This window comes from Brevibacillus parabrevis, from assembly GCF_022701015.1.
Classification (GTDB): Bacteria; Bacillota; Bacilli; order Brevibacillales; family Brevibacillaceae; genus Brevibacillus; species Brevibacillus parabrevis.
In genome coordinates this window covers 1,344,265-1,366,780 of record NZ_CP064090.1, presented here as the reverse complement: position 1 = coordinate 1,366,780, position 22,516 = coordinate 1,344,265, and the positions used below count along the sequence as shown (strand labels likewise).

17 protein-coding genes are annotated in these 22,516 nt (G+C 50.2%); 1 reads left to right on the top strand and 16 read right to left on the bottom strand.

What is annotated here, in order from left to right:
- Nucleotides 1–167: 167 nt before the first annotated feature.
- The 9 genes from IRJ17_RS06505 to speE form a co-directional block, all read right to left on the bottom strand.
- Nucleotides 168–2,243, bottom strand: coding sequence for a (Fe-S)-binding protein (locus IRJ17_RS06505; RefSeq protein WP_242773878.1), 2,076 nt, complete (start codon nt 2,241–2,243; stop codon nt 168–170).
- Nucleotides 2,244–2,521: 278 nt separating this feature from the next.
- Complete coding sequence (gene kamA / locus IRJ17_RS06500; protein ID WP_122962561.1) at nt 2,522–3,880, bottom strand: lysine 2,3-aminomutase; 1,359 nt, start codon at nt 3,878–3,880, stop codon at nt 2,522–2,524.
- Between the two features lie 172 nt (nt 3,881–4,052).
- Nucleotides 4,053–5,489 carry a sigma-54 interaction domain-containing protein gene (locus IRJ17_RS06495; protein ID WP_122962660.1) on the bottom strand — a complete coding sequence of 479 codons (1,437 nt, stop codon included), beginning with the start codon at nt 5,487–5,489 and terminating at the stop codon, nt 4,053–4,055.
- A 76-nt stretch (nt 5,490–5,565) separates the two neighbouring features.
- The gene (locus IRJ17_RS06490) at nt 5,566–5,958 is read right to left on the bottom strand and encodes a hypothetical protein (protein WP_122962560.1); all 393 of its coding nucleotides are present in this window, start codon (nt 5,956–5,958) and stop codon (nt 5,566–5,568) included.
- A 77-nt stretch (nt 5,959–6,035) separates the two neighbouring features.
- Nucleotides 6,036–6,449 carry a YwiB family protein gene (locus IRJ17_RS06485; RefSeq protein ID WP_242773876.1) on the bottom strand — a complete coding sequence of 138 codons (414 nt, stop codon included), beginning with the start codon at nt 6,447–6,449 and terminating at the stop codon, nt 6,036–6,038.
- Nucleotides 6,450–6,511: 62 nt separating this feature from the next.
- Nucleotides 6,512–7,756, bottom strand: coding sequence for an MFS transporter (locus tag IRJ17_RS06480; protein WP_122962558.1), 1,245 nt, complete (start codon nt 7,754–7,756; stop codon nt 6,512–6,514).
- A gap of 72 nt (nt 7,757–7,828) precedes the next feature.
- Nucleotides 7,829–8,023 carry a hypothetical protein gene (locus tag IRJ17_RS06475; RefSeq protein WP_242773865.1) on the bottom strand — a complete coding sequence of 65 codons (195 nt, stop codon included), beginning with the start codon at nt 8,021–8,023 and terminating at the stop codon, nt 7,829–7,831.
- A gap of 86 nt (nt 8,024–8,109) precedes the next feature.
- Nucleotides 8,110–8,979: an agmatinase gene (gene speB, locus IRJ17_RS06470; protein WP_122962557.1), complete on the bottom strand. Its 870-nt coding sequence runs from the start codon at nt 8,977–8,979 to the stop codon at nt 8,110–8,112.
- Nucleotides 8,980–8,998: 19 nt separating this feature from the next.
- Nucleotides 8,999–9,832, bottom strand: coding sequence for a polyamine aminopropyltransferase (speE, locus tag IRJ17_RS06465; RefSeq protein ID WP_063229042.1), 834 nt, complete (start codon nt 9,830–9,832; stop codon nt 8,999–9,001).
- A gap of 541 nt (nt 9,833–10,373) precedes the next feature.
- Here speE and IRJ17_RS06460 point away from each other — a divergent pair.
- Nucleotides 10,374–12,425, top strand: coding sequence for a transglycosylase domain-containing protein (locus IRJ17_RS06460; RefSeq protein ID WP_242773863.1), 2,052 nt, complete (start codon nt 10,374–10,376; stop codon nt 12,423–12,425).
- Between the two features lie 73 nt (nt 12,426–12,498).
- On the opposite strand, the gene IRJ17_RS06455 is transcribed toward IRJ17_RS06460, so the two are convergent.
- The 7 genes from IRJ17_RS06455 to IRJ17_RS06425 form a co-directional block, all read right to left on the bottom strand.
- A complete protein-coding gene (locus IRJ17_RS06455) occupies nt 12,499–12,753 on the bottom strand; it encodes a hypothetical protein (protein WP_122962555.1) in 255 nt (84 codons plus the stop codon).
- Between the two features lie 275 nt (nt 12,754–13,028).
- Nucleotides 13,029–13,526, bottom strand: coding sequence for a YwhD family protein (locus IRJ17_RS06450; protein ID WP_122962554.1), 498 nt, complete (start codon nt 13,524–13,526; stop codon nt 13,029–13,031).
- Nucleotides 13,527–13,607: 81 nt separating this feature from the next.
- Nucleotides 13,608–13,967 (bottom strand): hypothetical protein, encoded by a 360-nt coding sequence (locus tag IRJ17_RS06445; protein ID WP_242773861.1) that lies wholly within the window; start codon nt 13,965–13,967, stop codon nt 13,608–13,610.
- Between the two features lie 125 nt (nt 13,968–14,092).
- Nucleotides 14,093–16,885 carry a lipase/acyltransferase domain-containing protein gene (locus IRJ17_RS06440; RefSeq protein WP_242773859.1) on the bottom strand — a complete coding sequence of 931 codons (2,793 nt, stop codon included), beginning with the start codon at nt 16,883–16,885 and terminating at the stop codon, nt 14,093–14,095.
- A 70-nt stretch (nt 16,886–16,955) separates the two neighbouring features.
- Nucleotides 16,956–20,483 (bottom strand): ABC transporter permease, encoded by a 3,528-nt coding sequence (locus IRJ17_RS06435; protein ID WP_242773851.1) that lies wholly within the window; start codon nt 20,481–20,483, stop codon nt 16,956–16,958.
- Between the two features lie 480 nt (nt 20,484–20,963).
- Nucleotides 20,964–21,875, bottom strand: a complete 912-nt coding sequence (locus IRJ17_RS06430) for an S-layer homology domain-containing protein (RefSeq protein WP_242773847.1) — start codon at nt 21,873–21,875, stop codon at nt 20,964–20,966.
- Between the two features lie 37 nt (nt 21,876–21,912).
- On the bottom strand, nt 21,913–22,299 hold the full coding sequence (locus IRJ17_RS06425) for a thioredoxin family protein (protein ID WP_242773838.1): 387 nt from the start codon (nt 22,297–22,299) through the stop codon (nt 21,913–21,915).
- Between the last annotated feature and the right edge of the window lie 217 nt (nt 22,300–22,516).

Below are 22,516 nucleotides of genomic sequence, written 5' to 3'. Positions count from 1 at the left end.
TCTTCAACCCGATTAGTCAATGAATTATTAGAAAAGTTGGGCTATGTTAAAGCTTCTGACGCCCGTGTTTGCTACCCTTATCCCGACGAAAAAAGAACAGCCTGACTTCTTTTCCTAATCAGGCTGTTCGGGGTTCCCAAAAGAACACTTCTCGTCTTCGTCGCTTGTCAGATCGCGTCCGCCAAAATCTCCGCCACATCGCGCGTTTTGACGTCGTCTTCTTTTTCCTTGGTTTTGATTCCGTCGTTCATCATGGTCAGGCAGTACGGGCAGGCGCTGGCAATCGCGGTCGGGTTGACCTCCAATGCTTGCTCGGTACGCGCCACGTTGACACGCGAGCCTTCATGCTCCTCCATCCACATCAGGCCGCCGCCTGCTCCACAGCACATGCTGTCACAGCCGCTGCGCTTCATTTCCACCACTTCGACGCCAGGGATTGCTTCCAAGATGACACGCGGCTTGTCGTAAATCTCGTTGTAGCGACCCAAATAGCAGGAATCGTGATACGTAATCCGCTCCTTGACTTCCTTCGTCGGTTTCAAGCGGCCTTCGTTCACCCACTGGGCGAGCAGCTCGGAATGGTGGTACACTTCCGCGGTCAATCCAAACTCCGGATATTCGTTTTTGAACGTGTTGTACGCGTGCGGGTCGCAGGTGACGATCTTCTTCACTTCGTAGCCTTCGAACAACGCGATGTTTTCCTGTGCCAGCTGCTGGAACAAAAATTCGTTTCCGATGCGGCGCGCCGTATCTCCCGAGTTCTTTTCCTCATTCCCCAGGATGGCGAACTTGACGCCCGCTTCGTGCATGAGCTTCACAAAAGCATGCGAGATTTTTTGGCTGCGCAGATCAAACGAGCCCATGGAGCCGACCCAGAACAAATATTCAAATTCCTCGATCTGCTTGACGGTCGGCACCTCGTATTGACCATTCAGACCTTCAATCCATTTCATCCGGTCCTTGCGGTTGATTCCCCAAGGGTTGCCCTGGCGCTCGATATTGTTCAGGGCACGCTGCGCTTCGGCTGGCATGCTTCCCTCGGTCATCACGAGATAGCGGCGCATGTCGATGATTTTATCCACGTGCTCGTTCATCACCGGACATTGGTCTTCACAGTTGCGACAGGTTGTACAAGCCCACAGCTCCTGCTCGGTAATGACATCGCCAATCAGGTTTTTCTCGTAAATGGACGTCGCGCCCTCGGCTGTGGCTGCCACTTCCGAAGCTTGCACAGCGATCTGGTTGGCGGTCGTTTGCGAAAAAGCAAAGCTTGGCATCCACGGCGTACGCGATGTCACAGCGGCTCCCTTTTCCGTCAGATGGTCGCGCATTTTCGTAATCAAGTCCATCGGCGAGAGCATTTTTCCGGTTCCCGCTGCCGGGCACATATTCGTACAGCGCCCGCACTCTACACAGGCGTACAAGTCGATCAGCTGTGTTTGCGTGAAGTCTTCGATCTTGCCCACGCCGAACACTTCCTGTGTCTCGTCCTCGAAGTTGATGCTCGACAGCTTTCCTGGCGGATCGAGCTTTTTGAACCAGACGTTAACCGGAGCAAACAGCAAGTGAGCGTGTTTGGACTGCGGCACGTAGACGGCAAAGCCCAACAAAATGATCAGATGCGCCCACCAGAAAATATAAAAGAGAACCGCTCCGCCCGTACTTCCTACTCCGATGGCGGAAAAGGCCATTGCCAAGACAGAGGAGATCGGAGCAAAGCCAGATGCTTCATGCCCGAGCCAAATTTGCTCAAAAGCCAGGGAGAGCAATACAGTCGCCATCAGAGAGGAGATCAGCAGCAGGACAATCCCTGACTTGAAGCCGCGCTTCAGCCGTTTCAACTTCTCGATATAGCGACGGTAAAAAGCGTATCCGACAGCAGCCAAAATCAGAAAAGTGGTGATTTCCTGCATGAGCGAAAAGTATTTGTGAGCGCTGCCAAAAGGTAGCTCGAAGCCTGTCGATAGCCCTTTGATCACCAGCTCGATCGCGCCGAATTGCAGCGTGATGAATCCGTAGAACATCACGACGTGCATAATCCCGCTTTTCTTGTCCTTCAACAGCTTCTTGTGGAAAATGACGTTGTCCAGCATCAGGTTGATGCGTGCGCCAAAGTCATTTTTCACATCCGGCTTTTTGCCCAGCTTGATGAACAAATATCTGCTGTACACAACATGTCCGGCCAGATACAGCCCGTAAGCGAGCACCAGGAAAAAAGCGATCAGATTGATAAGTGCCAGCATGTTTCTACTCCCCCACTTTCACGAGTTGTCTTTACTTTCTATCTTATCAGAATCGAAAAGAAAAATGAATGACTATTCAGTCTGTAAGTTTGATTTTTTCAAACAATGCAATAATACTGACTGAACGTTCGCTCATATTACTGTAATCCGATCTTATCACAGAAGCGGGAAATGAACCATCCTGCAAATAAAATTGGCAATATTCTCACCCTCACGCTCACGAAAAAGAAACAGCTGCCCGTTCAATCAGGCAGCTGCTAACACTTTGTTTTTCACGTTTATTTGCCGGACGCTTCTTTTGCTTCTGCAGGCGTCTGTTCTTTTTTCGCTTTTTGCTCCAGACGCACATCTGCCAGCGACTTGACTTTGGTGGCCTTGATGCGCTTGTTGCGCGGCAGATCGGTCGGCTCCAGGTTGTCGACTTCATCCTGCATGAGGGCCGCGATACCGACAGCTTTGCCTTTTGCCGCTGTGCAGTATTCGCAATTTTCCTCGTCATGCTCATGGTAGGTCTTAGGCTCCGGATACGATGTGATTACGCCTTCGAAGTTGCGCAGCACCACTTTATCGGACGCTTGCGAAATAATGTAGTTCGGGCTGACCGGGATTTTTCCGCCACCGTGCGGAGCGTCCACCACAAAGGTAGGGACAGCGTAGCCGGAGGTATGGCCGCGCAGGTGTTCAATAATTTCAATCCCTTTGCTGACAGGAGCGCGGAAGTGACCGATTCCTTCAGACAGGTCGCACTGATAGATGTAGTACGGACGGACGCGAATTTTGACCAGGTCTTGCACCAGCTTTTTCATCGTGTTGGCACAGTCGTTGATTCCCGCGAGAATCACAGCCTGGTTGCCCAGCGGAACGCCCGCATTTGCCAGCATTTCGCAAGCTTGCTTCGCTTCCGGTGTAATTTCTTTTGGATGGTTGAAGTGCGTATTCAGCCATACCGGATGATACTTTTTCAGGATGTTGCACAGGTTTTCCGTAATGCGCTGCGGGAATACGACTGGCGCGCGGGTTCCGATACGGATGATTTCTACGTGCGGAATGTCGCGCAAGCTGCTGATGATGTATTCCAGAACGCGGTCGTTGATCAACAGGCCGTCTCCGCCAGAGAGAAGCACGTCACGCACTTCCGGTCTGCTGCGGATGTAATCGATACAGGCGTCGAGCTGTTTCTTCGGCACGCCCATGCCGATCTGGCCGGAGAAGCGGCGACGCGTGCAATAGCGGCAATACATGGAGCACTGGTTCGTCACAAGGAAGAGCACACGGTCTGGATAACGGTGAGTCAAACCGGGAACAGGAGAATCGGTATCCTCATGCAACGGGTCTTCCATGTCGTACTTTGTCCGAACCATTTCGGAAGACAGCGGAACGGATTGCATGCGCACCGGATCTTTTGGATCATCGACGTCCATCAACGAAGCGTAGTACGGCGTAATATTCAAAGGAATGGTTTGCGTGGAAATACGCACGCCCTCTTCCTCTTCCGGCGTCAGGTTGATTACTTGCTTCAAATCATCTACCGTTTTAATGGTGTGGGTCAGCTGCCACATCCAGTCATTCCATTTTTCTTCCGGAACATCCTTCCAAAGTTCAATCGAACGCCAGTCACGTCTTGTCGCTACTGTCATCTGTGTCACATCTCCTCTCGTCTGTAGTGAACCATCATGCGTTTCACTCGACCAAGTAAAGATGCAAGGGTCGTGCCAATCAAATCAAAAAATTTAGAAAATAGGAAATAGAGCGTTTTGTAAGCGTTTCTTTCCCTTTAAACCAATGAAAGCGCTGCCGAAATTTCGGCATTCAACAGGGCGGGATCATTCGTTGCGAAAGCTTGTATTGCAGCGTTTGCCTTGGGATGCCCAAAAGCTTCGCTGCCCGCAGTACATTGCCATCCGTCTGTTTCAGCGCGTCCCCGATGATCCGCTCTTCCAGTTCCCGCAGAATCTCGGGCAGCGTACAGCCTTCTCTGTCCGCAAGCAACGAGATTGGGATTGGTTCAGGCGTTGAAGGGCTTTGCAGCATATCCGGCTGCACTCGCTCCAGCATATGCGCTGGCAAATGCTCCATCATGATCATGTCATCCTCCACCATGTTCATCGCTGCCTCCACCACATGCTCCAGTTCCCTGACGTTCCCCGGCCAGTCGTAGCGCGCGAAAAGCTGGGCTACTTCCGGGCTAATGCCGCGCACGTTCATGCCGAACACCCGGTTGAACTTGGCCAAAAAATGCTCGACCAGCAAGTCGACATCTTCTCTGCGCTCGCGCAACGGCGGCAAGGAAAAGGAGACGACGTTGATCCGGTAATACAGGTCGGTTCGCATCAAACCTCGCTCGACAAGCAGTTGCGGAGCTTCGTTGACAGCAGCGATCACCCGCACATCCACTTTGACCGACTGACTGCCGCCGATCCGCCTGATTTGCCCATCCTGTAGCACGCGCAGCATTTTTGCCTGCAAATCGAGCGGCATGCTGTTCAGTTCATCCAAAAACAGCGTTCCGCCATCCGCCAGCTCAAACAGTCCCGGCCGATCGTCTGCCCCTGTGAAGCTGCCTTTCACCGTGCCAAACAGCAGGCTTTCCAGCAATGACGCTGGCAGCGCCGCACAGTTTTGCGCGATAAACGGCTTGCTGCTGCGCAGTGACGCGTGGTGAATCGATTGCACAAACAGCTCCTTGCCAGTTCCCGTCTCGCCGTAAATCAGCACGGGTGAAGTCGTGCGCGCGGCCTTTTTCGCCCGTTCCTTCAAGTGATTCATCTGCTCGCTCTTGGTCAAAATGTCTTCGAAGTGGAAAGCAACCTCATCCGCCCCCCGTTTGGCGCGCTTTGGCTTGCTGATTTTCGCCTGCAAGTCAACCAACCGCTCCGACAGCTCTTTCAGCTTGCCGATATCTTTTGCGACCTCAACCGCTCCGACCAGCCTTTTGCCTACTCGGACCGGGAGCGTCGTGTTAATCGTCTCTACGCGCATTCCTTTCCAGTTTTTATACGTCTGTGTCTGATCGTAGATGGCTTCTCCGTTCTCAATGACACGCAGCAGCGTGCTCGAATGCCGGTCGAGCGAAGGAAACACCTCCAATAAAGGCTTCCCCAGCACCTCTTCTGGCGTCAACCCGTCCAGTCTTGCCGCGACGTGGTTGTAGAAAATCGTGATTCCTTCCGCATCGACCACATGAATCCCTTCATCAATGGCCCCCAGTATTGCCTGCAACATTTCTACCGTATCAGACAACGGCATGCTGGCCTCCACCCCTTTCAACCTTGCTGCCAAAAAACCATCACTATGCCGAAAATTCGGCAAAATCAACATCATCCTATCGATTTCGCGCTACTTGTACCGAGAGCATGACGGTGTAAAGCAAATGTCCACATATCCATATGCAAAATGCTGTCCACGTTATCGGAACTTTGCTTAAGAGACTAAACGGCAAGAAGGCGACTGCAAATCCAAGCATCCAGTACAGCAAATAACGGGTCCTTTTGCCGCGATCTTCACGAGGGTAAAAATACATCAGAAAAAAAGCAATGATCACACTGATCAAAAGATGGAGCAAAAGCTCCGCGATTGACGGCAAGTTTTCCATGCCCGGGACATAACTGACGTCGATCAGTACAGGAAACGTACTGGTGTCGAACAAGCCGTCTCCCAGCGCGAGAAAAGCTGCCAAACCCAGACCGGCAATAAGGCCATTCACGAGTACGAACATGCTTGAACCCTCCTTCCAACTCCTGCCGCGAGTTCCTTCTATTGTACGTGCAAAAAACCGCCCTTGCAAAGAGCGGCTTATTTTCCTAACTCCATTTTCAGTTCGTGCTCGCCAGCGTACTGCTCGTTCATCCACGTTTGGTAAAAAATTTCCACCTGTACCGGGGCGTCTTCCGCATAGCGGATACGCAGCTTGCTCGTATGTGTCTCCATGGCGAACGGCCCGTACGGACTCTGGTAAGTGGAATGCGTGCTTGCCCCTTTTTCAAAGTGCTGTCTCGTCGAAACGCCACCCTGGCGCACCAGCGTAACAGCGCTGTCCGTCAGTTTGAGGGTTGTACTGACTTCTCCCGCGCCTTCCAGTTGTTCTTTATATGTCAAATACCAGGCAGATGCTTTTTGCACAAGCTTTCCTTTGTACTCATGCCTCGTTTCATCCCATTCTCCGTCGACGCGATGTCTGGCTGACAGCTTCAGTTGTACTTCTTTCATGACGCTCTCCACACTCCACGATTTCTGCTTGCTTGTCGGACAATCATCCATTCATTTTACGATCATCCTTCTTGAGTTGCAACCGCTGCCTGGTCCTTTGCGTCCGCCAAAAGGAAGCGCATGGTCGCGGCAACACCAACCGCCGCGAGCAAAAGCAATCCCGCCAGGACAAGGTAGCCCATGCCTGCTCCTGTGTAGTCAATCATGACTGTAAACACGCCGATCAGCACCAAACGCATCATCATGCCGAGCGAGTTGAAAAAGCTCATTACCCGCCCCATAAACTGTTTCGGGATCACGGTCATGTAGAGAGATTGGCGGATGAGGCGAACAGAGGCATTGCTCCAGCCGTAAAACATATAGGCTCCGATCAAAGCCCAGCCGTACGGCAAGGCCACCATGACGACGATCATGACAGCGAACAGCAGCGTGTTTGCCACCATCGCAGCCAACTGCCCCATTTTGCGTACGACCACAGAGACGAGTATACCTGCCGCTACCGCTCCCAAAGCATAGGCCATCTCCCCGAACGAGAAGACCGAGACATCTGCTTGCAAAGTTTGGCTGACGTAAACAGGCTTCAGCAAATTGCTCGCCATCACAGCGATAAATGGCATCAAGGCACATATACCGAAGACGAGAAAGCCCTTTTTCTCCTTGATGTAGCTCCAGCTTTGCCCGAACTGGCTGATCCACGATACGCCCTGGCTCAGCTTGGCCTCGCCTTCCAATGTAAACGTATATTTCATCGTGGAAAGCAGACAAAATGCAAACAGGTACGTCAGAGCATTGAACAAAACGACAGTGGAAAGTCCGAATTTGCCCAGCAACAGCCCGGAAAACGCACCTGCGAGAACGGACGCCGTCTGTCCCTCGATTTCCAGCAAACTGTTAATGTCGTTGTAATGTTTCGGTTTGAACGTCTCCTGAACCAAGGCCGATTGGGCCGGATAATGAATCTGGTACATGAAGGTCGTAACCAGGTAAATCGTGATCAGCATCCATTCCTGATACTCTCCGAAAAAGCCCCAGACAGCCAAAACTCCCAACACGCCAAAACCGATCAAGTTTTCAACGAGCAGCATTTTTTTGCGGGAATAACGATCAATCAGCGTCCCGATATAAGGCCCGATAAAAAACATCAACACAGCCGAGACGAACATGGTCGAACCCAACAGCTGGGCCGAACCTGTGGTTTCCACTAGATACCAGGCAATCCCGATCATCGTCATGCCTTGACCGAAGCCGGAAAAAAGATTGGAGAAAAACAGCTTGCGAAACTCAGCATGCGCAAAAACCTCTCTCATGGATAACAACTCCCTCGATAATGCTTCGGCAACTTTTTATTGTCTATGCCAATTTTATCTAATTTTATAAACTTAGTAAATAAAAATGTTTTTAAAGTGCAAATGAATGTCCTGCTCCTGCTCCTGCTCCTGCTCCTGCTCCTGCTCCTGCTCCTGCTCCTGCTCCTGCTCCTGCTCCTGCTCCTGCTCCTGCTCCTGCTCCTGCTCCTGCTCAGGGAGTGTATTACACGTTACGTTACGCGACGCGCGAAAATTTTCTGCATCCATTCAGGTTCAGATAAGAAAAGGTGCGAGCAACGCCATAAAAAAGCCTCCGGTACTTTGTGAGTTCCGGAGGCTTGTCGTTGTATCGATTATTTTACAAAGCTGAGCAGCAGCTCGCGCACGATTTTGGATGCCACGATTTGCGTCATCTCGCTATGGTCGTACACAGGAGCCACTTCCACCAGGTCGCAGCCAATCACATTGGCGCCATTTTGCGCCATGAAGTGAATCGTGTCCAGCAGCTCGCGGGAAGTGATGCCGCCTGCTTCTGTTGTACCTGTGCCAGGTGCGTGCGCAGGGTCGAGAACATCGATGTCGATGCTCAGATAGATCGGACGGTTGCCGATCGTCGGCAGCACTTGCTTCACAGGCTCCAGAACATCGTACTTGTACAGGTGCATGTTTTCTTTTGCCCACTCAAACTCTTCTCTCATTCCGCTGCGAATCCCGAACGAGTAGACGTTTTTGCCGCCAATCAGGTTGCACACCTTTTTGATTGGCGTGGAGTGGGAATACTGGTATCCTTCGTAGTTGTCGCGCAGGTCGGTATGCGCGTCAAAGTGGAATACCACCATGTCCTTGTACTTTTCGTATACAGCTTGGAATACCGGCCAGGAAACGAGATGCTCGCCGCCCAGTCCCAGAGGGAATTTGCCGTCTTCCAACACTTTTGCCACGAAGGTGCGAATCGCGTCAAGGCTGCCTTCCACGTTGCCAAAAGGAAGCGGAATATCGCCAGCATCAAAATACTTGATGTCTTCGAGCAGTCTGTCCAAATACGGGCTGTACTCTTCCAGACCGATCGATACTTCGCGAATGCGGGCAGGGCCGAAACGGGAACCTGGGCGGAAGCTGACCGTCCAGTCCATCGGCATGCCGTAAATGACTGCTTGGCTTTCTTCATAGCTTCCGTGGCTGCGGATGAAGACATTGCCGGAATATGCTTCGTCAAAACGCATAAAGGTTGTCCTCCTCCGATTAGTCGCGGGTCAGCTCAGCCACAAAGTTAGGCAGTTTGAAAGCAGCGTGGTGAACTTCCGCATTGTAGTATTTGGTGCCCAGGTCTTTGATTTTTGCAGGATCTACTTCCAGCGGATCATGTTGTTTGGAAGCGATGGTGAAGCTCCACAGACCGGATGGATAAGTAGGGATGCTGCAAGTGTACAGACGGGTTACCGGGAAGATCGATTTCAGGTCTTTGAACACGCGCTTGATCAGATCGCGGTTGAACCATGGAGATTCTGTTTGCGCAACCATGATGCCGTCTGGTTTCAACGCATCGTGAATGCCTTGGTAAAAGCCTTTTTCAAACAGACCTACCGCTGGGCCAACTGGCTCTGTAGAGTCAACCATGATCACATCGTATTCGCCTTTGTGGTCATGAATATGTTTGATGCCATCGATTACTTGCACATCGACACGCGGGTTGCCTGTCAGTGCGCTCGCAATTTCCGGGAAATATTTTTTGCAGGATTCAATTACGCCACCGTCGATTTCAGCCAGAACTGCTTTTTCCACAGCTGCATGCTTCACGATCTCACGGATTGCCCCACCGTCGCCGCCACCGACAACCAGAACCTTTTTCGGGTTTGGATGCGTATTGAGAGCGATGTGAGAAATCATTTCGTGGTATACAAACTCATCGACATCGGTGGTCATAACCATGCCATCGAGTACTAACATGCGACCAAACTGCTTGGTAGTAATGACATCGATTTGTTGAAACTCGGATTTCTCACTGTATAGGGTATCAGTAATTTTCGTTGTTATCCCGTGATTTTCCGTTTGTTTTTCGGTGTACCACAATTCCATATTCATGGTTATGTAACCTCCTTCAATTAACCGCATGAAAATACAATATAACAAGAAAATTATAGTAGCTGCCAATCAAAAAGCAAGTTTTTTTTCTGGACAGGCCAAAAACCCGTCCTCGCGCTCGTTTTTCATGCGACAGGCAAGTTTATCCAGTACACAGCTGACCCATACTAGAAGTATCATTTGTGTCCCTTAGTATGTCCCGTTTTTTGTGGAAACGTCGCGCTGTTTTTTTATGTCAGAGGACGTGGCTGCTTTTGCTGCTCAGAGCGGATTTTGCGAAAAAACTCGGCAAGGGTTATGGCGGTGGAGGTGTCGTTTTCGCTTGTCAAACAGCTATTTCGTTTCTGTGAAAAGACGCGACGGGGGCTTGACGGCAGATGTGGCGCTTTCGCTTGTCAAACAACCGTCCCCGTTTCTGCGAAAAACGTCTTTTGGGACGTAAAACGCTTGCGACCAACGCTTTTCTCCCCCAAAGAGCGGGGAAACTGTCACGACTATTTTGTTCGTTCAAACAATAGAAAGGAGGAGAGGCAAAATGGAAGTCATTCGTGACCCTTCCCTGTTGCGTTATCTTCGCTGGGCCAAGAAATTTGTAAAATTTTCCATACTCAGCCTTTTATGCTTATCTTTTGCCATCTTGCTCTTGATCTTGTACTTGCGTTCGCAACCGCTTCCTGAAACATTCGTCAAGCAGACGACAACGATTTACGCAGCTACCGGAGACGTGCTGGACACGATGCACCGGGGGGAAAATCGCATTTCCGTGCCCATTCAGGAAATATCGCCTGCCCTCATCAACGCAACGATCGCGATCGAGGATCGTTCATTTCGGGAGCATTATGGCTTTGACTGGAAACGGCTGGCCATGGCTGCCTACGTCGATGTGATCAACATGGACATGCGCCAGGGAGCCAGTACGATTACCCAACAGCTGGCACGAAATCTGTATTTAAGCCTGGATAAAACATGGGAGCGAAAAATCAAGGAAGCCTTGCTCGCGATTCAACTGGAGCTGAATTACAGCAAAGATGAAATTTTGGAAATGTACATGAACCAGATTTACTATGGTCATTCTGCCTACGGAGTTCAGGCTGCCGCCCAAACGTATTTCGGCAAGGACGCCAAAAACTTGTCTCTGGCGGAAAGCGCCATGCTGGCCGGGATTCCCAAAGGACCGACCTATTACTCTCCTTTCGTTGATTTTGAGCGGGCAAAATCGCGGCAAAAGCTGATTCTCGAAGCCATGGAGCGCGACGGCATGCTCACGGCAAAAGAAGTAGAAGCGGCTTATGCGGAACCAATCAAACTAAAGGAGCGCGCTACGGAAAACGTAACCGAACAAGCGCCTTACTTCCGTGATTACATCGCAAGTCTGGTCAAAAACAAGTACGGCATCGACGAAGAAAAATTCATCCATGGCGGTTTGAAAATCCACACCACGCTTGATCCGGTGATGCAAAAAAAGGCAGAGGAAATCATCGCATCCACACTGCCGAAAGACAATCCGAATTTGCAGGTCGCATTGGTCGCCATGGACCCTGCTACCGGGTACATCAAAGCGATGGTGGGCGGACGCGACTATAAAACAAGCCAGTACAATCGCGTGCTGGGCAAAAGACAGCCCGGCTCCTCCTTCAAGCCGATCATGTATTTGGCGGCCTTGCAAAACGGCTACACGCCGCTGACGATGATGAAAAGCGAGCCGACGGTCTTCACCTATGACCATAACAAGCAATATATCCCGAGCAATTTCGGCGGACGATATGCGAACGCGATGATCAACATGCGCGATGCGATCAAGACTTCTGACAACATTTACGCGGTCAAAACGATTGATTTTCTCAGCCCGCAAAAAGTCGTCGAGCAGGCGAAAAGCTTGGGAATCAGCAGTCCTTTGCAAGCTGTTCCTTCTCTCGCCCTCGGCACTTCCCCCGTCTCACCTCTGGAGTTGAATGCAGCCTACGCGGCCATCGTCAACAAAGGAGAAGCGGTTGAGCCAATCGCGATTACATCGATTGAAGACAGCGAAGGAAACGTTTTGGTGCAAGAAACTACGCAGAAAACACGGGTGGCCGATCCTGTCGCCTCTGCTCTGTTGGTGAATATGATGCAAGGCGTGTTTGAACGCGGCGGAACCGGATTCCGCGTCGCCAATGAATTGAATCGGCCAGTTGCCGGAAAGACGGGGTCGACCGACTATGACGCTTGGCTAAGCGGTTTTACCCCTCAGTTAGTCTCCACGGTGTGGGTAGGCTACGACAAAAATCAAAAGGTGGACGATGTAAAGGAAGGGTATTTGTCCAAAAAAGTGTGGGCGAGCTTTATGGAGAGCGCACTGAAAGGCCAGCCTCCCGCCCTCTTCGATATGCCCGCCGGAGTGGTTTCCGTCTACATCGATCCAGCGTCAGGAAAGTTGGCTACCGAACATTGCCCGACTCCACAGCTGTTTTACTTTGCCAGTGGCACGGAGCCACAAGATTACTGCACAGATCATCTGCCTCCCAACCAAACACCTACGCCGCTGCCTGCGCCCGACTCTTCGACGTTCTGGCAACGGATGGGCAGCTGGTGGAAGCCGGATCAATAACCGATAACGAAAAAAGGACGCGCTCGCAAAGAGTACGTCCTTTTTTTGTTTCATCATTTCAATGCCTGGCTCATCACTTTAATGATTGGCTGTCTCCGCCGCCTACGATGCCATCTCCGTCGGTGAAGACATGGTCGTTGACGATACTAATCATCCCGGCCTGATCGAGCTGTTCCAATACTTCAAACAAGCTTTCCCGCTTGCCTGCCGGGAGCTTGCGGATAAAGTTGTTGATTTCAGCAGGTTCCACATGCGTCCGAAAATGAACCCCGCCGTGTTTCACAAAATGATCCTGGGATTGCTCCTGTTCACGCGGATCTTCATTCATGAGTACCGCCCCTTCCGTCAGACAGTTTGGGTCGAGCCTCTTTAGTGTGCCGCTATCAGCGCAAACCATGACCAGTAAAAAAATCTTCTATCGGCAATCACCGGATCATCATGTTCACAATTTGCCTGAACGCAAACAGGGAAAGAGTGACGGCTCTTTCCCTGTTTGTTGACCCAGTGTACATGTACACAGATATGGAAATAAGTTTACCTGACTTCAATTCTGGTAACAATTGATTTCACAATTTGTTCACAGACCGTTCACGATTTCCAGCTTTAGGACAAATTTTGTTTTAATTCCTCCGTGGAATTATCGAACATGGCTGCATTATTTTCGATCAGCAATTTTTTCAAAGCAGCTTTTTCTTTGTCGCCAAGCTCGGTCAACATGATCCGGCGCTTCATGGAATAGTCCATACGATTCACATGATCCGCCAAAATTTTGTAGCCACGGCGCGCTTCCCGATCGATTTCCATGTAACAAGCAGTCGCCCCTGCGTAATACGGGCCATTTTCATTGCGGTCAACGGTTACCCACACCACCCAGTACGGCTTGCCGTTCGGTACTTCTTCTTTGTTCATCGTCCATTTGATGCCTTTTTCAATCGAGCTTTTTGCATGCAGCGCCCCCATGTCGATGTAGGCTTCATCTCCATCGATGATGACGGACGATACAGCCCCCAGATCGAGTACCCCTTGGCCGAATCCGCCATGAACGTCCGTTTTGCCGCTCATGATGGTAAAGCCGCCTTTTTTGTTATCGAAAATATCCATTTACACGCCCTCCAGACACATATTCTCCTTTCTTTATTCTACTCGGAAACCTACAGTGACGCAATTTGCCCATGTGCCCGGTTATTTTTTTGCTTCGTGCCCCTCTGCTTCTTCGTCAAGCGGCTCCCCGTCCTCGGTCGGCTTTTTACGATATCGCTTCATGAGCTTGTCGAACAGCCACATGATCAAAGTCAGCAGCAACGCAGAGTGAATCGCCATCGCTGCCTTGATGATCAGGAGCGATCCCAGCATCGTATCGGAAGGCACGGCAATCATGTAGTACAAAAAACAGCCAAGAAACGCTGCGCCGAACGTCAACCATCCCCGAAATCCGTAAACCGCCCGCAGGTAGCCTGTTACAAGCAACCCGATAATCGGTCCGCCCAACTCAATCGAGTACATAAACGGGCCGAGGAGCAGCCAGATAAACAGATTGTCCATATTTTCGTCCTTCCTGCCTTAGGTGCTTTGGGCGCTCTATTGGAAGTCTTGATCAAGCGATTTTATGGATTCACAAATCCAGACTTCCGCCTATTTATTCATTCATCTATTCATGTATCCCATTTTCAGCTTTCCTCCGGCGCTTCGTTTAAGCCATTTCCGTCCAGGCGATACCGCCTGCCGCTTTCCCCATCTTCTTGTGAATCTTCGGACGAAAAGCGCTTGATGAAAAGCTTCGTCGCTGGCTCGTTTGAAGCTGGCGTTGGAGGTTCAAATTCCAGTTCTTCTTGATCGAGCACATGGATTACTACGATGTTGCCATGGTATTCAATCGACAAATCTTCCACCACTTCTTTTGCATTCGCATCGAGCTTGATCGACTTTCCATTTTTCAGCAACGTCAACTCTGGAAAAGTCCCGTCTTCCTTGGAAATAATGTAGTACAAATACTTGGCGCTTTTGCCCCCGAGCTGGTTGCGTAGACCAGGCTGAACTTCCTCGTTGCCCTTCAGCAATTGCGTCACTTGTTTCATGACTTCCGGATTGGCAGGCAGCTTGGCATGTTCGCCAGCTACATAGTACCTTTTTTTCATATCCTTTTGAGCATAGTTCGCGCTGATGTACGGAACGGTGCCATCTCCAAGACCATTGTCGTAATAAGGGACCCATTCATTGTGGTACGCATCAAAGTAGTAGCCGAGAAACGTAGTTTGACCCGTACCAACAATCGCATACTGAGGTACATTGATCGTCTTTTTGTCCCACTTTTCATGGAGTGCTCCTCCCTGCTTGACCAGCGGAGTGTAGTCGAGACGAATTTTTTTATCTTGCAAAAAGTCTTGATAGCTGTAAGGTTCGTTGCGATTTTTCTTCAAGAAACCCACCGTTTCAAAATACTTTTTGGAAGGCAGCAGTTCATAAACAGCCGGTGCGTATTCCGAGATGATTTTTCCTGTCTCTTCATCCAGCCATGGGATGGAAAAGTTGTACCCGTATTTGATTGCCTGATACGCTCGCGGAGATCCGAGAAATGGCGTTCCCATGTAGACAATGCGCTTGACTTTTGACTGGTACGACACATTTGAGAGCAACGTTTCCCTCGTAAGCAAACCACCCATGCTGTGCGCGACCAGCTGAACTTGCCTCGCCCCCGATCGTTCCAGCGCAGTATCTATTTTTTGTTTGAGGAAAGCTGCGTTTTTCGTGCTGCTGTATCGCCAGTCATACGGCATCGCAAAGATAGTCTTGTGCTTTTTGTAGCCAGCTCTCTCCAATTCTTTGACCATGCTGTAATACTGTTCGGTCATGTCACGCACAGGGCTCAGCGGAGAGTAAGAGAGATACTCAATCGCGCTGAATCCTTCATCGTCAGGTTCCGGATAGATGGATGCTCCCGCCTGCCGTGGGCGCACTTCTACGCTGTTTGTTGTCGTCGGCTCCAACGACAGCAAGCGCCGATGTCTGGGGTCATTGATTCCGACCAAACTGTCTCCAAGACCAAGCCATATTTCCGAAGCTTGACCGCCCTCCTCGGCCATGAGGCGTGACCCGCCAATTCCCGGAATCAATATGACCGGAATGGTCTTTGCTGCTATCTCCAGCTTGTAAGAATTAGGCGTGAAACCGGATCGCTTGCTCGCCATGACTTTAATGATGTAGTTGCCCGGATCGACGTTCATGATGATTTGTTCGTTGGCATTCCTCGGCTTCTCTGATCGGGACAATACCTTCCCCTGCTCGTCCTGTACATACAAGTCGATGTCCATCCCGGCCGGAATTTCTTTGAGATCAATGGTAAAAGTCGAGGCAAGCGAGAACGAGTAGCGATAATAATCGACGTCCGTACTGGCGTGCAAATTTCCGTCCACAGAAGCTGTAAAATTGGCTGGCAGCTCGTACGCTTCTTCGAGCGTATTGTTCGGCTCGTACTCGTCCACTTTTGCTTCTGTCTGATCAGCCAGAAAATCCACCCGCAGTCGATAGTAAAAATCTTTATGGTGAGACTCCATATGTCCTTTTACCATGACATAGTACCACTGGTCTTTTTCCAGGCCGATTCCTTCCACACTTTCATCGTGCTCTCCCGCAAGCTCAGAACGCCCCAGCTCGTTATGCTCATTGTCAAATACGTATACGTGATAGTCCTGGCCCGGAGGAACCTCACGCAAGGAAACATTCATTCGTCCATGCTTCGTGCCTTTTACTTTCCAGTAATCGACGTCGCCTGCTGTGCCAATTTTCCCCCTGCTATCCTTGGCGTCAAACAGCCAATCCGCTTTTTCCTTGGTATTGTTAGGCTCCAGTTCAAAAATCACTTCTCTGCTGCGCAATTCGGCTTCTTGTGGCTTGTCGCTTTCGGCAAAATCTTTGTAAAACGCTTGTGCCAACTCATCCAGTGACCTATCAGAAACGTCTGTGTCCGGCTCCTCTATCTCTGACTCATCCGGTTCTCCAGTCTGGTGCATCTCAGCTTCTTCTGACGCGGGGATTAACTCCAGCAGGTCTTTCCCGTCCTCAACGTACCTGTCCCAAGGTGCACGCCTGAGATCCAACGCAGCCTCATAAGATACATCTAGATCAGCCAAATCCAGTTGCCAGCTTGCCAACAACTCTTCGTCGTCCCGATCTGTCAGACTGATGATCAGCGGGCGATTGCCAGCAGGCTTAACAACAGCGGAAATGCGATCATCGTTGCGGAAGGCCCGGCTTTTTCGCTCTTCTTCCTGAACGACAGCCAGTTCGACCTGCTCTGAAGCTGCTGACAATTGCGCCTGAAAGTGTATCTCTCCCTCTTCCACCCAAGCCCACGCCGTTTCAACGAATAAACGATGCTCTTTTGCCCACCCGGTTCCGCCAGCATTCACCCAGCATATCGCAAGCATAATCAACAAATAGAACAGGCGCTTGGCCGTTGTCATCATCGCGATCCCCCTTGTCTTCTTTCTACTTCAAACAGTAAAAAAAGACAGATAAGGGCTGCAAATATATTTACTGAGTGCTGTGGTTGCGGACACCTTGGCGTTCCCAAGCGTTGGCAATGATTCGGAAAGGCACCCGGTAATCTGCATGCTCATGACCTTGTCCTGTCGTTTTGTTCCAGTAGGAAAAACCTTTGTTCACACCAAACCGGAACTGAACCTGGTAGTAAACCTCATAAGAAGCCCCTTTTTCAAATCCGTACTGCTTGTCTCCCATCAAAGGAGTATCTACCCCTGTCTCACGCTGCCCCAACTTGGCAACCGCATAGGAAGGACCGCCCCATCGCTGGCTGGAAATAGCGCGCAAATCGAGCAAAGACTGCAATGACGTCTGCCTCCGTCCAGTCTCAGATATCCACGCCTTGGCCGAGGCGATGAGGGGAAACTGTCCGCTGACCGGGTGACGATGTCGATCCTGCAGCTCCACGCGCGCCAAGATCCGCTCTCCAGCGTAAAAATCGAGAGGTGTACTGTCCGGATAGCGGTCACGCCCGTGGTACTCAGCCCATTCGGCTGTATGAAGGACAGAGCTTGTCGCATTCGGTTCAAACACTTCAAAAAGCCGCTCTCCGCCTTTGACCGTGATCGTATAACGGCCTGTCATGGTGCTGCCGGCTTGTTGTGCCTCGCACGTCTCGTTGTCATCCTCGTCTTTGGTGCACACGTCATAGCTCAAGGCAAAGTCAATTTTGTAGTTCATCGTGATGACAAAACCGTTAATTTCCGCTTTGTATTTCTGATTTTGCAATACTTGTCTCCATGTCGTTTGAGTCGGAACGGTCGTCCCTGTATAAACAAACTCCCCACCCATGGAAGTGCTGGCAACCTGCCATTGTTCAGGTACGCCGGGTCCCGTTACTTGCAAATCCAACATGGCAGGTGTGTAGACAGCCAAACGTTTTGCATCGGCGATCCAGCCCGGATTTGCTGTCACTTTGACGTTCTTGATTTCCTCTCCACTGACCGACTGTTCAAGCTGTTGCGCGTAATCCGTTATTTTTTGATTGATTTGCTGCTGTGTCTTTTGATAGCCTTCATTGATTTTCGTTTGATCAATCACGACGCGAATTTTGGCTGGCTCTCTCTCCCATACGCCATCTGCATGCACCGGAAGCTTTTGCAATTGGCGTCCATCGCTGTCGTAAATCTCCAGTCCGATCTCCCCGCCTTCGTAATCCTCTCCGCCTCCCGGGGGCTGCGGAATGTTTCCGCCGACGATTTTTACAGGCCATTTTGCCCGGTTGTCTGCCCAGTTCATTTCATTTTCCGGCTGATTTTGGGCCGGGTTCAAATGGGCAATAAAATCCTCGGATTTTTGCGGGTATTGCGTTGGAACCTTGATCGTACGCACCTCGCCCGGCTTAAATCCGTCTACATCGAGCATCGTTTCTTTTGCCGAGCTGTCCCATCTCACTGCCAGCTTTGTATCATGCTTGAGTTTGCCTGCATTTTTAATTTGAAACGTAATGACGCCTGTTGTCCCAGCTGCTTGCGGCTGTTTGGGAGCAATCGCGAAACTCTCTTTGAGAATGAGCAAATTTTCCTTGTCGGTCGTATCCGCTCCTTCAATCTCAATGAAAATATAACCGTCACACGTCTCGTTGGACTCGCCATAAAACGCCACCATGTACAAACCTGGCAACACTTCGTCTGTCACATCATCATCCGGGAGACGTATCCAGTGACTTTCAACCGGAAGCTTATCAGAAGGCAAGCTCCGGCCGTCCCGCGAAAACTTCCACTCCAAAGAAACCGGGTCCAGCCATTGCGTGTTCATTTTCGTGTCCTCGGATGTAAACAACATCAGATCGTACCGCTTGTCAGGAAAATCAGACGCTTGAAGCCGAATGGTTTCCCCACGCTGTATCGGCCTTGTCCATGCCTCTTGACCAGAGAGCGTTTCCATACTGATCAGCATTTTGTAACATCTGCCATAGCCTTGAACAGTAAAGACAAATTCACGGATGCATCCGGTTTCGGAAATGAAAACCAGTTTGATTTGCTCTCCCACTTCGATGTCTTCGGGCAGCACAACGGCTTGCTGCTCACTCGCCCCTAGTTTTTGACCGAGCGGCTTTCTCTCATTGTTTCTCTCCACATACCAGGTTCCCGAGCTGCTGGCAGCCACTCGCATGTGAGTCTGGTATCCTTCTGGCGTCTGCGTAAAGTTTTCCTTGTAAAACGGAATGAATTTGAAATCAGAAAAGCTCTCCCCGCCCGGCGGGAACTGCGAAGGTTGCTCCCCGTATCTTTTGAAACGTATTCGTTCCTGTTCAGCGATTGAGCAGCTGATATCGCGAATTTTGATCGTAATTTGCCAATCGCACTCCGGCCTGTCTCTCCAGAGTGCCTGATTATAGTTCAGTTTCACGCGATATGTTTTTCCCTTGTCCAAAGTCACACCTTCGCCAACCTCATCTGTATAGGGAAGCCGAAATGTATCGGAATTATAAGTAACCCATCCTGCGCGGTCGCCCTTGTCTCGCCTGGGCAATGTCTCGACAGTCCCGTCAGGCTTTGTCACATCCCATAAAATGGACGCCGGGTTGACTTCTCCGGCTGCGTCCCGATAAGTGGACTTGAACCTGATCTCCTCTCCCGGAGACAATTCAATGGTTGCACCGCTTGACAGCGCTTTGCCGTTCACCATAACGATTGGGCATTGATCGACTCCCTGGCCCCCTCTTTTGACGGCAATGCTTTTTTCCCAACATTCTGTTTTGTCTTCGCTCGTATAGGCAATTTTGAATGTGCCAGATTCAGGCGCTTCCGTGATGCCAACTTTGCGATTGTCGCCACTTCCCGTTTGCATAGCGACACCATTTTTCGTAAACGAACCAGGCTTTTTCGCCGTGGCGATAATCGTGGCATACTTCTCGACAGTGATAGTCTCTCCCTGATCGGCTACCCGCAGCAGCTCTCTGACTGTCTTCTCTTCTTCAATGCGCAAGTCCATCGTCGTGCGTTTGCAGCCGACAGGTTCCGGGTCAACAGGAGGCTTCGGGTCGATCGGCGACGCGTCTCCTACTGTGAATTGGTACGTGTAAGGAGTCGATACGTTGATGCTGGGCGAGCCTTGACGGGAGCGGTGGTGCCTGTCGGTTATCGTCAGTGTTACCTCGTAGAGACCCGCTTCCACTGGCTTGTATTGGTAGCTGTTTGTCCATACAAATGGCTTCGGGATGCTAGTTTCGCTTACAACAGGCACGTACCCGCTCTGATCGCGAATTTCTTCGTTGGTCACAAAGGAGTGGTAACCTCGCCCGGTAGTTTTGTTGACAACTGACAAACTCCAAACAAGAATGCCACGGTCATAGTAAGAATAGTCCGTGGCATTCGCCGAAATGGTCACCTGTTCGTTGACCTCGTATTTGGTTTTGTTAGTGCTGACTTGTCCAGTCGGTTGAGGGGTGGTGCGGAAATGGCCTACGGATATGTAGCCATTCCCGGTTGGTTCGAGATTGTCTCCAATGGTGTAGCCAGCTCCGCCGGAGGCTGTGGCTAGTTCGGCTAGGTTGTAGGCTTGGTAAGATATCATACTGGGGTTTGTGATGTTATTGACAGTCCGGCTGTAAACATTGAACCCTCCACCTAATATAAATCCTGGATTGCCATTAAATCTTTGTATCCAATACACAGATTCATCAAAATCTCTATTTGGCTCATTTGGTGAAGGTGCGTATACATAGTACCATCCACGATCAGCTTTTTCATGCAAATCTGCAAAACCAATAACATCTCTTGCATCTCGAATTCCATTAATTTCAATTTTGGAGTTTGTTGCTCCTAAGTTCGCAGTAATCCCTTCTATAGTTAATTCATCAAACTGTTTTAAAGGCCCAATTTTTTTATCTGCGTTAATTACTCCTAGAACTATTCCTCGATTTACAGGCGTTGCTGCAAACAAACTAGGAACAAGGACATCAAACGATAAATAGATAAACAAATACAACACAACAATAATTCTTTTCCATATTTTTTTATTTCGAGCAAAACTCATGGCATGCTCCTTTTTTGTTTACAGAGAGAATTGCTTATTCTTTATCTCTCTTTTTAAAGTGGGTATATCATAGTAAACGATTCCTGCGTCAGTAGAGTCCAGATTATTTCTGATAGATAAAACAAACGTTGTTTTAACAGAGTTAACTTCTACTTGAAAGCTTTCTCCATTTAGAAAGCCCCTTCTCCCGTCATCAGAAGTAACAAAGCTAACCCTTATAGTAAACTGTGTATCTCCTTTCGGCACCTTGCCAATAACCTTTCCATTTAGTATTTTCAAACTTTGTTCAAATTCATTTCTCCACTTCGTCCCCAACTCTAGCTGCCACTTATCCTGCCACAAATACCTCAAAATTTTCGCGGCATCCCCACGTGTCACAGGTAAATCCTCTCGGAACTTCGCTTGTCCCTTCGGTGCGGGCTCCATCCATCCCCATGTGACTAAAGCTCCAGTGTTGGTATAGCCTTTCATTTTCTCCCCCCGAAACGGCTTCCACGCATTAAACACCAGCAGCGCCGCCTCTTCCTTCGTCAACAGCTTGTTCGGATTGACGGGCACATTCGCCAAAATTCCTGCCTTTTGTGCGCGCTCGTAGATGTCTTTGGCCCAATGGCCCGCAGCGAGTGCTGGCACAGACTCTTTTTCGCTTACTTGCCGAATCGCTACCAGACTGGCTACAAATTGCGACTGGGTCACGGTTTGCTCGGGGTGAAATTTTCCGTCCGGATACTTCCAGAGGTAGCCTTTTTGCAGGCCGTGCAAAATGGCATCTTTGGCGGGATGATTGGCATAATCAGAGGCAGGTGCGGATTTTGCCGCTGCTTCCGCTACATGTAGACGAAGAACTTCGCTTTCGCTGCCACCGTTTTGCACCACCGCGATCCCCACTAACAACAAACTTGTCCACACCGTTTTTCCAATCAGCTTCACGCCTATCCCCTCCCTATTACCAGACATTTTACCTATTTTATCCATTTATCGAAAGATCCCGCTCCAGGTTTCTTTGCAAAAAGCTTCGCAGCAACGCCTCCGGCACATCCCCCTCCAGCTTGTCGATGACCCGCTCCCCGTCTACGATAAAAACCGTGGGCGTCGCCTGCGCTCCCAAACGCATGGCTTCATCCAGCTCCCAGTCCCTCTGGATGTCCAGTCGTGCCACCCATTCCTGTGGATAATCTTTTGCCACCTTTTCAAACGTGGGCGTAAACGTTGTGCAATATCCACAACTGTTGCTGAAAACGTAGACGATCTTCGCCTCCTTCGTACCTAGCCCACCACTCCATAAAATCAACGCGCCAAGCAAAATAGCGCCGCCAAGCACACTCCACCACCATCCGTGCCGAACTCTCTTCATTTTCTTCGCTCCCTCCACACGGGCTAAATTGAAAACGGACTGACTATGTTTTTGTCAAAGAACGATGCCCGTATTATGCGGCGTCATTGTGAGACAAAAAAAGCCGACCCGCTTTGTGGTCGACTTGACAGACAGTTCCCTGATTTAAAAACCCGCGAAAAAAGACAAAAAAAATGACGTACCACAACTGTTGGAAGTTCGTACGCCGTGCTGGTTC

Bases quoted from the DNA above. Each gene is read 5' to 3' on its own strand.
- IRJ17_RS06445 (WP_242773861.1), bottom strand. From the start codon at position 13,967: ATGGACAATCTGTTTATCTGGCTGCTCCTCGGCCCGTTTATGTACTCG.
- IRJ17_RS06450 (WP_122962554.1), bottom strand. From the start codon at position 13,526: ATGGATATTTTCGATAACAAAAAAGGCGGCTTTACCATCATGAGCGGC.
- kamA (WP_122962561.1), bottom strand. From the start codon at position 3,880: ATGACAGTAGCGACAAGACGTGACTGGCGTTCGATTGAACTTTGGAAG.
- IRJ17_RS06480 (WP_122962558.1), bottom strand. From the start codon at position 7,756: ATGAGAGAGGTTTTTGCGCATGCTGAGTTTCGCAAGCTGTTTTTCTCC.
- IRJ17_RS06435 (WP_242773851.1), bottom strand. From the start codon at position 20,483: ATGATATCTTACCAAGCCTACAACCTAGCCGAACTAGCCACAGCCTCC.
- IRJ17_RS06455 (WP_122962555.1), bottom strand. From the start codon at position 12,753: ATGAATGAAGATCCGCGTGAACAGGAGCAATCCCAGGATCATTTTGTG.
- IRJ17_RS06490 (WP_122962560.1), bottom strand. From the start codon at position 5,958: ATGTTCGTACTCGTGAATGGCCTTATTGCCGGTCTGGGTTTGGCAGCT.
- IRJ17_RS06505 (WP_242773878.1), bottom strand. From the start codon at position 2,243: ATGCTGGCACTTATCAATCTGATCGCTTTTTTCCTGGTGCTCGCTTAC.
- IRJ17_RS06440 (WP_242773859.1), bottom strand. From the start codon at position 16,885: ATGACAACGGCCAAGCGCCTGTTCTATTTGTTGATTATGCTTGCGATA.
- IRJ17_RS06460 (WP_242773863.1), top strand. From the start codon at position 10,374: ATGGAAGTCATTCGTGACCCTTCCCTGTTGCGTTATCTTCGCTGGGCC.
- IRJ17_RS06425 (WP_242773838.1), bottom strand. From the start codon at position 22,299: ATGAAGAGAGTTCGGCACGGATGGTGGTGGAGTGTGCTTGGCGGCGCT.
- IRJ17_RS06485 (WP_242773876.1), bottom strand. From the start codon at position 6,449: ATGAAAGAAGTACAACTGAAGCTGTCAGCCAGACATCGCGTCGACGGA.
- IRJ17_RS06495 (WP_122962660.1), bottom strand. From the start codon at position 5,489: ATGCCGTTGTCTGATACGGTAGAAATGTTGCAGGCAATACTGGGGGCC.
- speE (WP_063229042.1), bottom strand. From the start codon at position 9,832: ATGGAATTGTGGTACACCGAAAAACAAACGGAAAATCACGGGATAACA.
- IRJ17_RS06475 (WP_242773865.1), bottom strand. From the start codon at position 8,023: ATGGATGCAGAAAATTTTCGCGCGTCGCGTAACGTAACGTGTAATACA.
- speB (WP_122962557.1), bottom strand. From the start codon at position 8,979: ATGCGTTTTGACGAAGCATATTCCGGCAATGTCTTCATCCGCAGCCAC.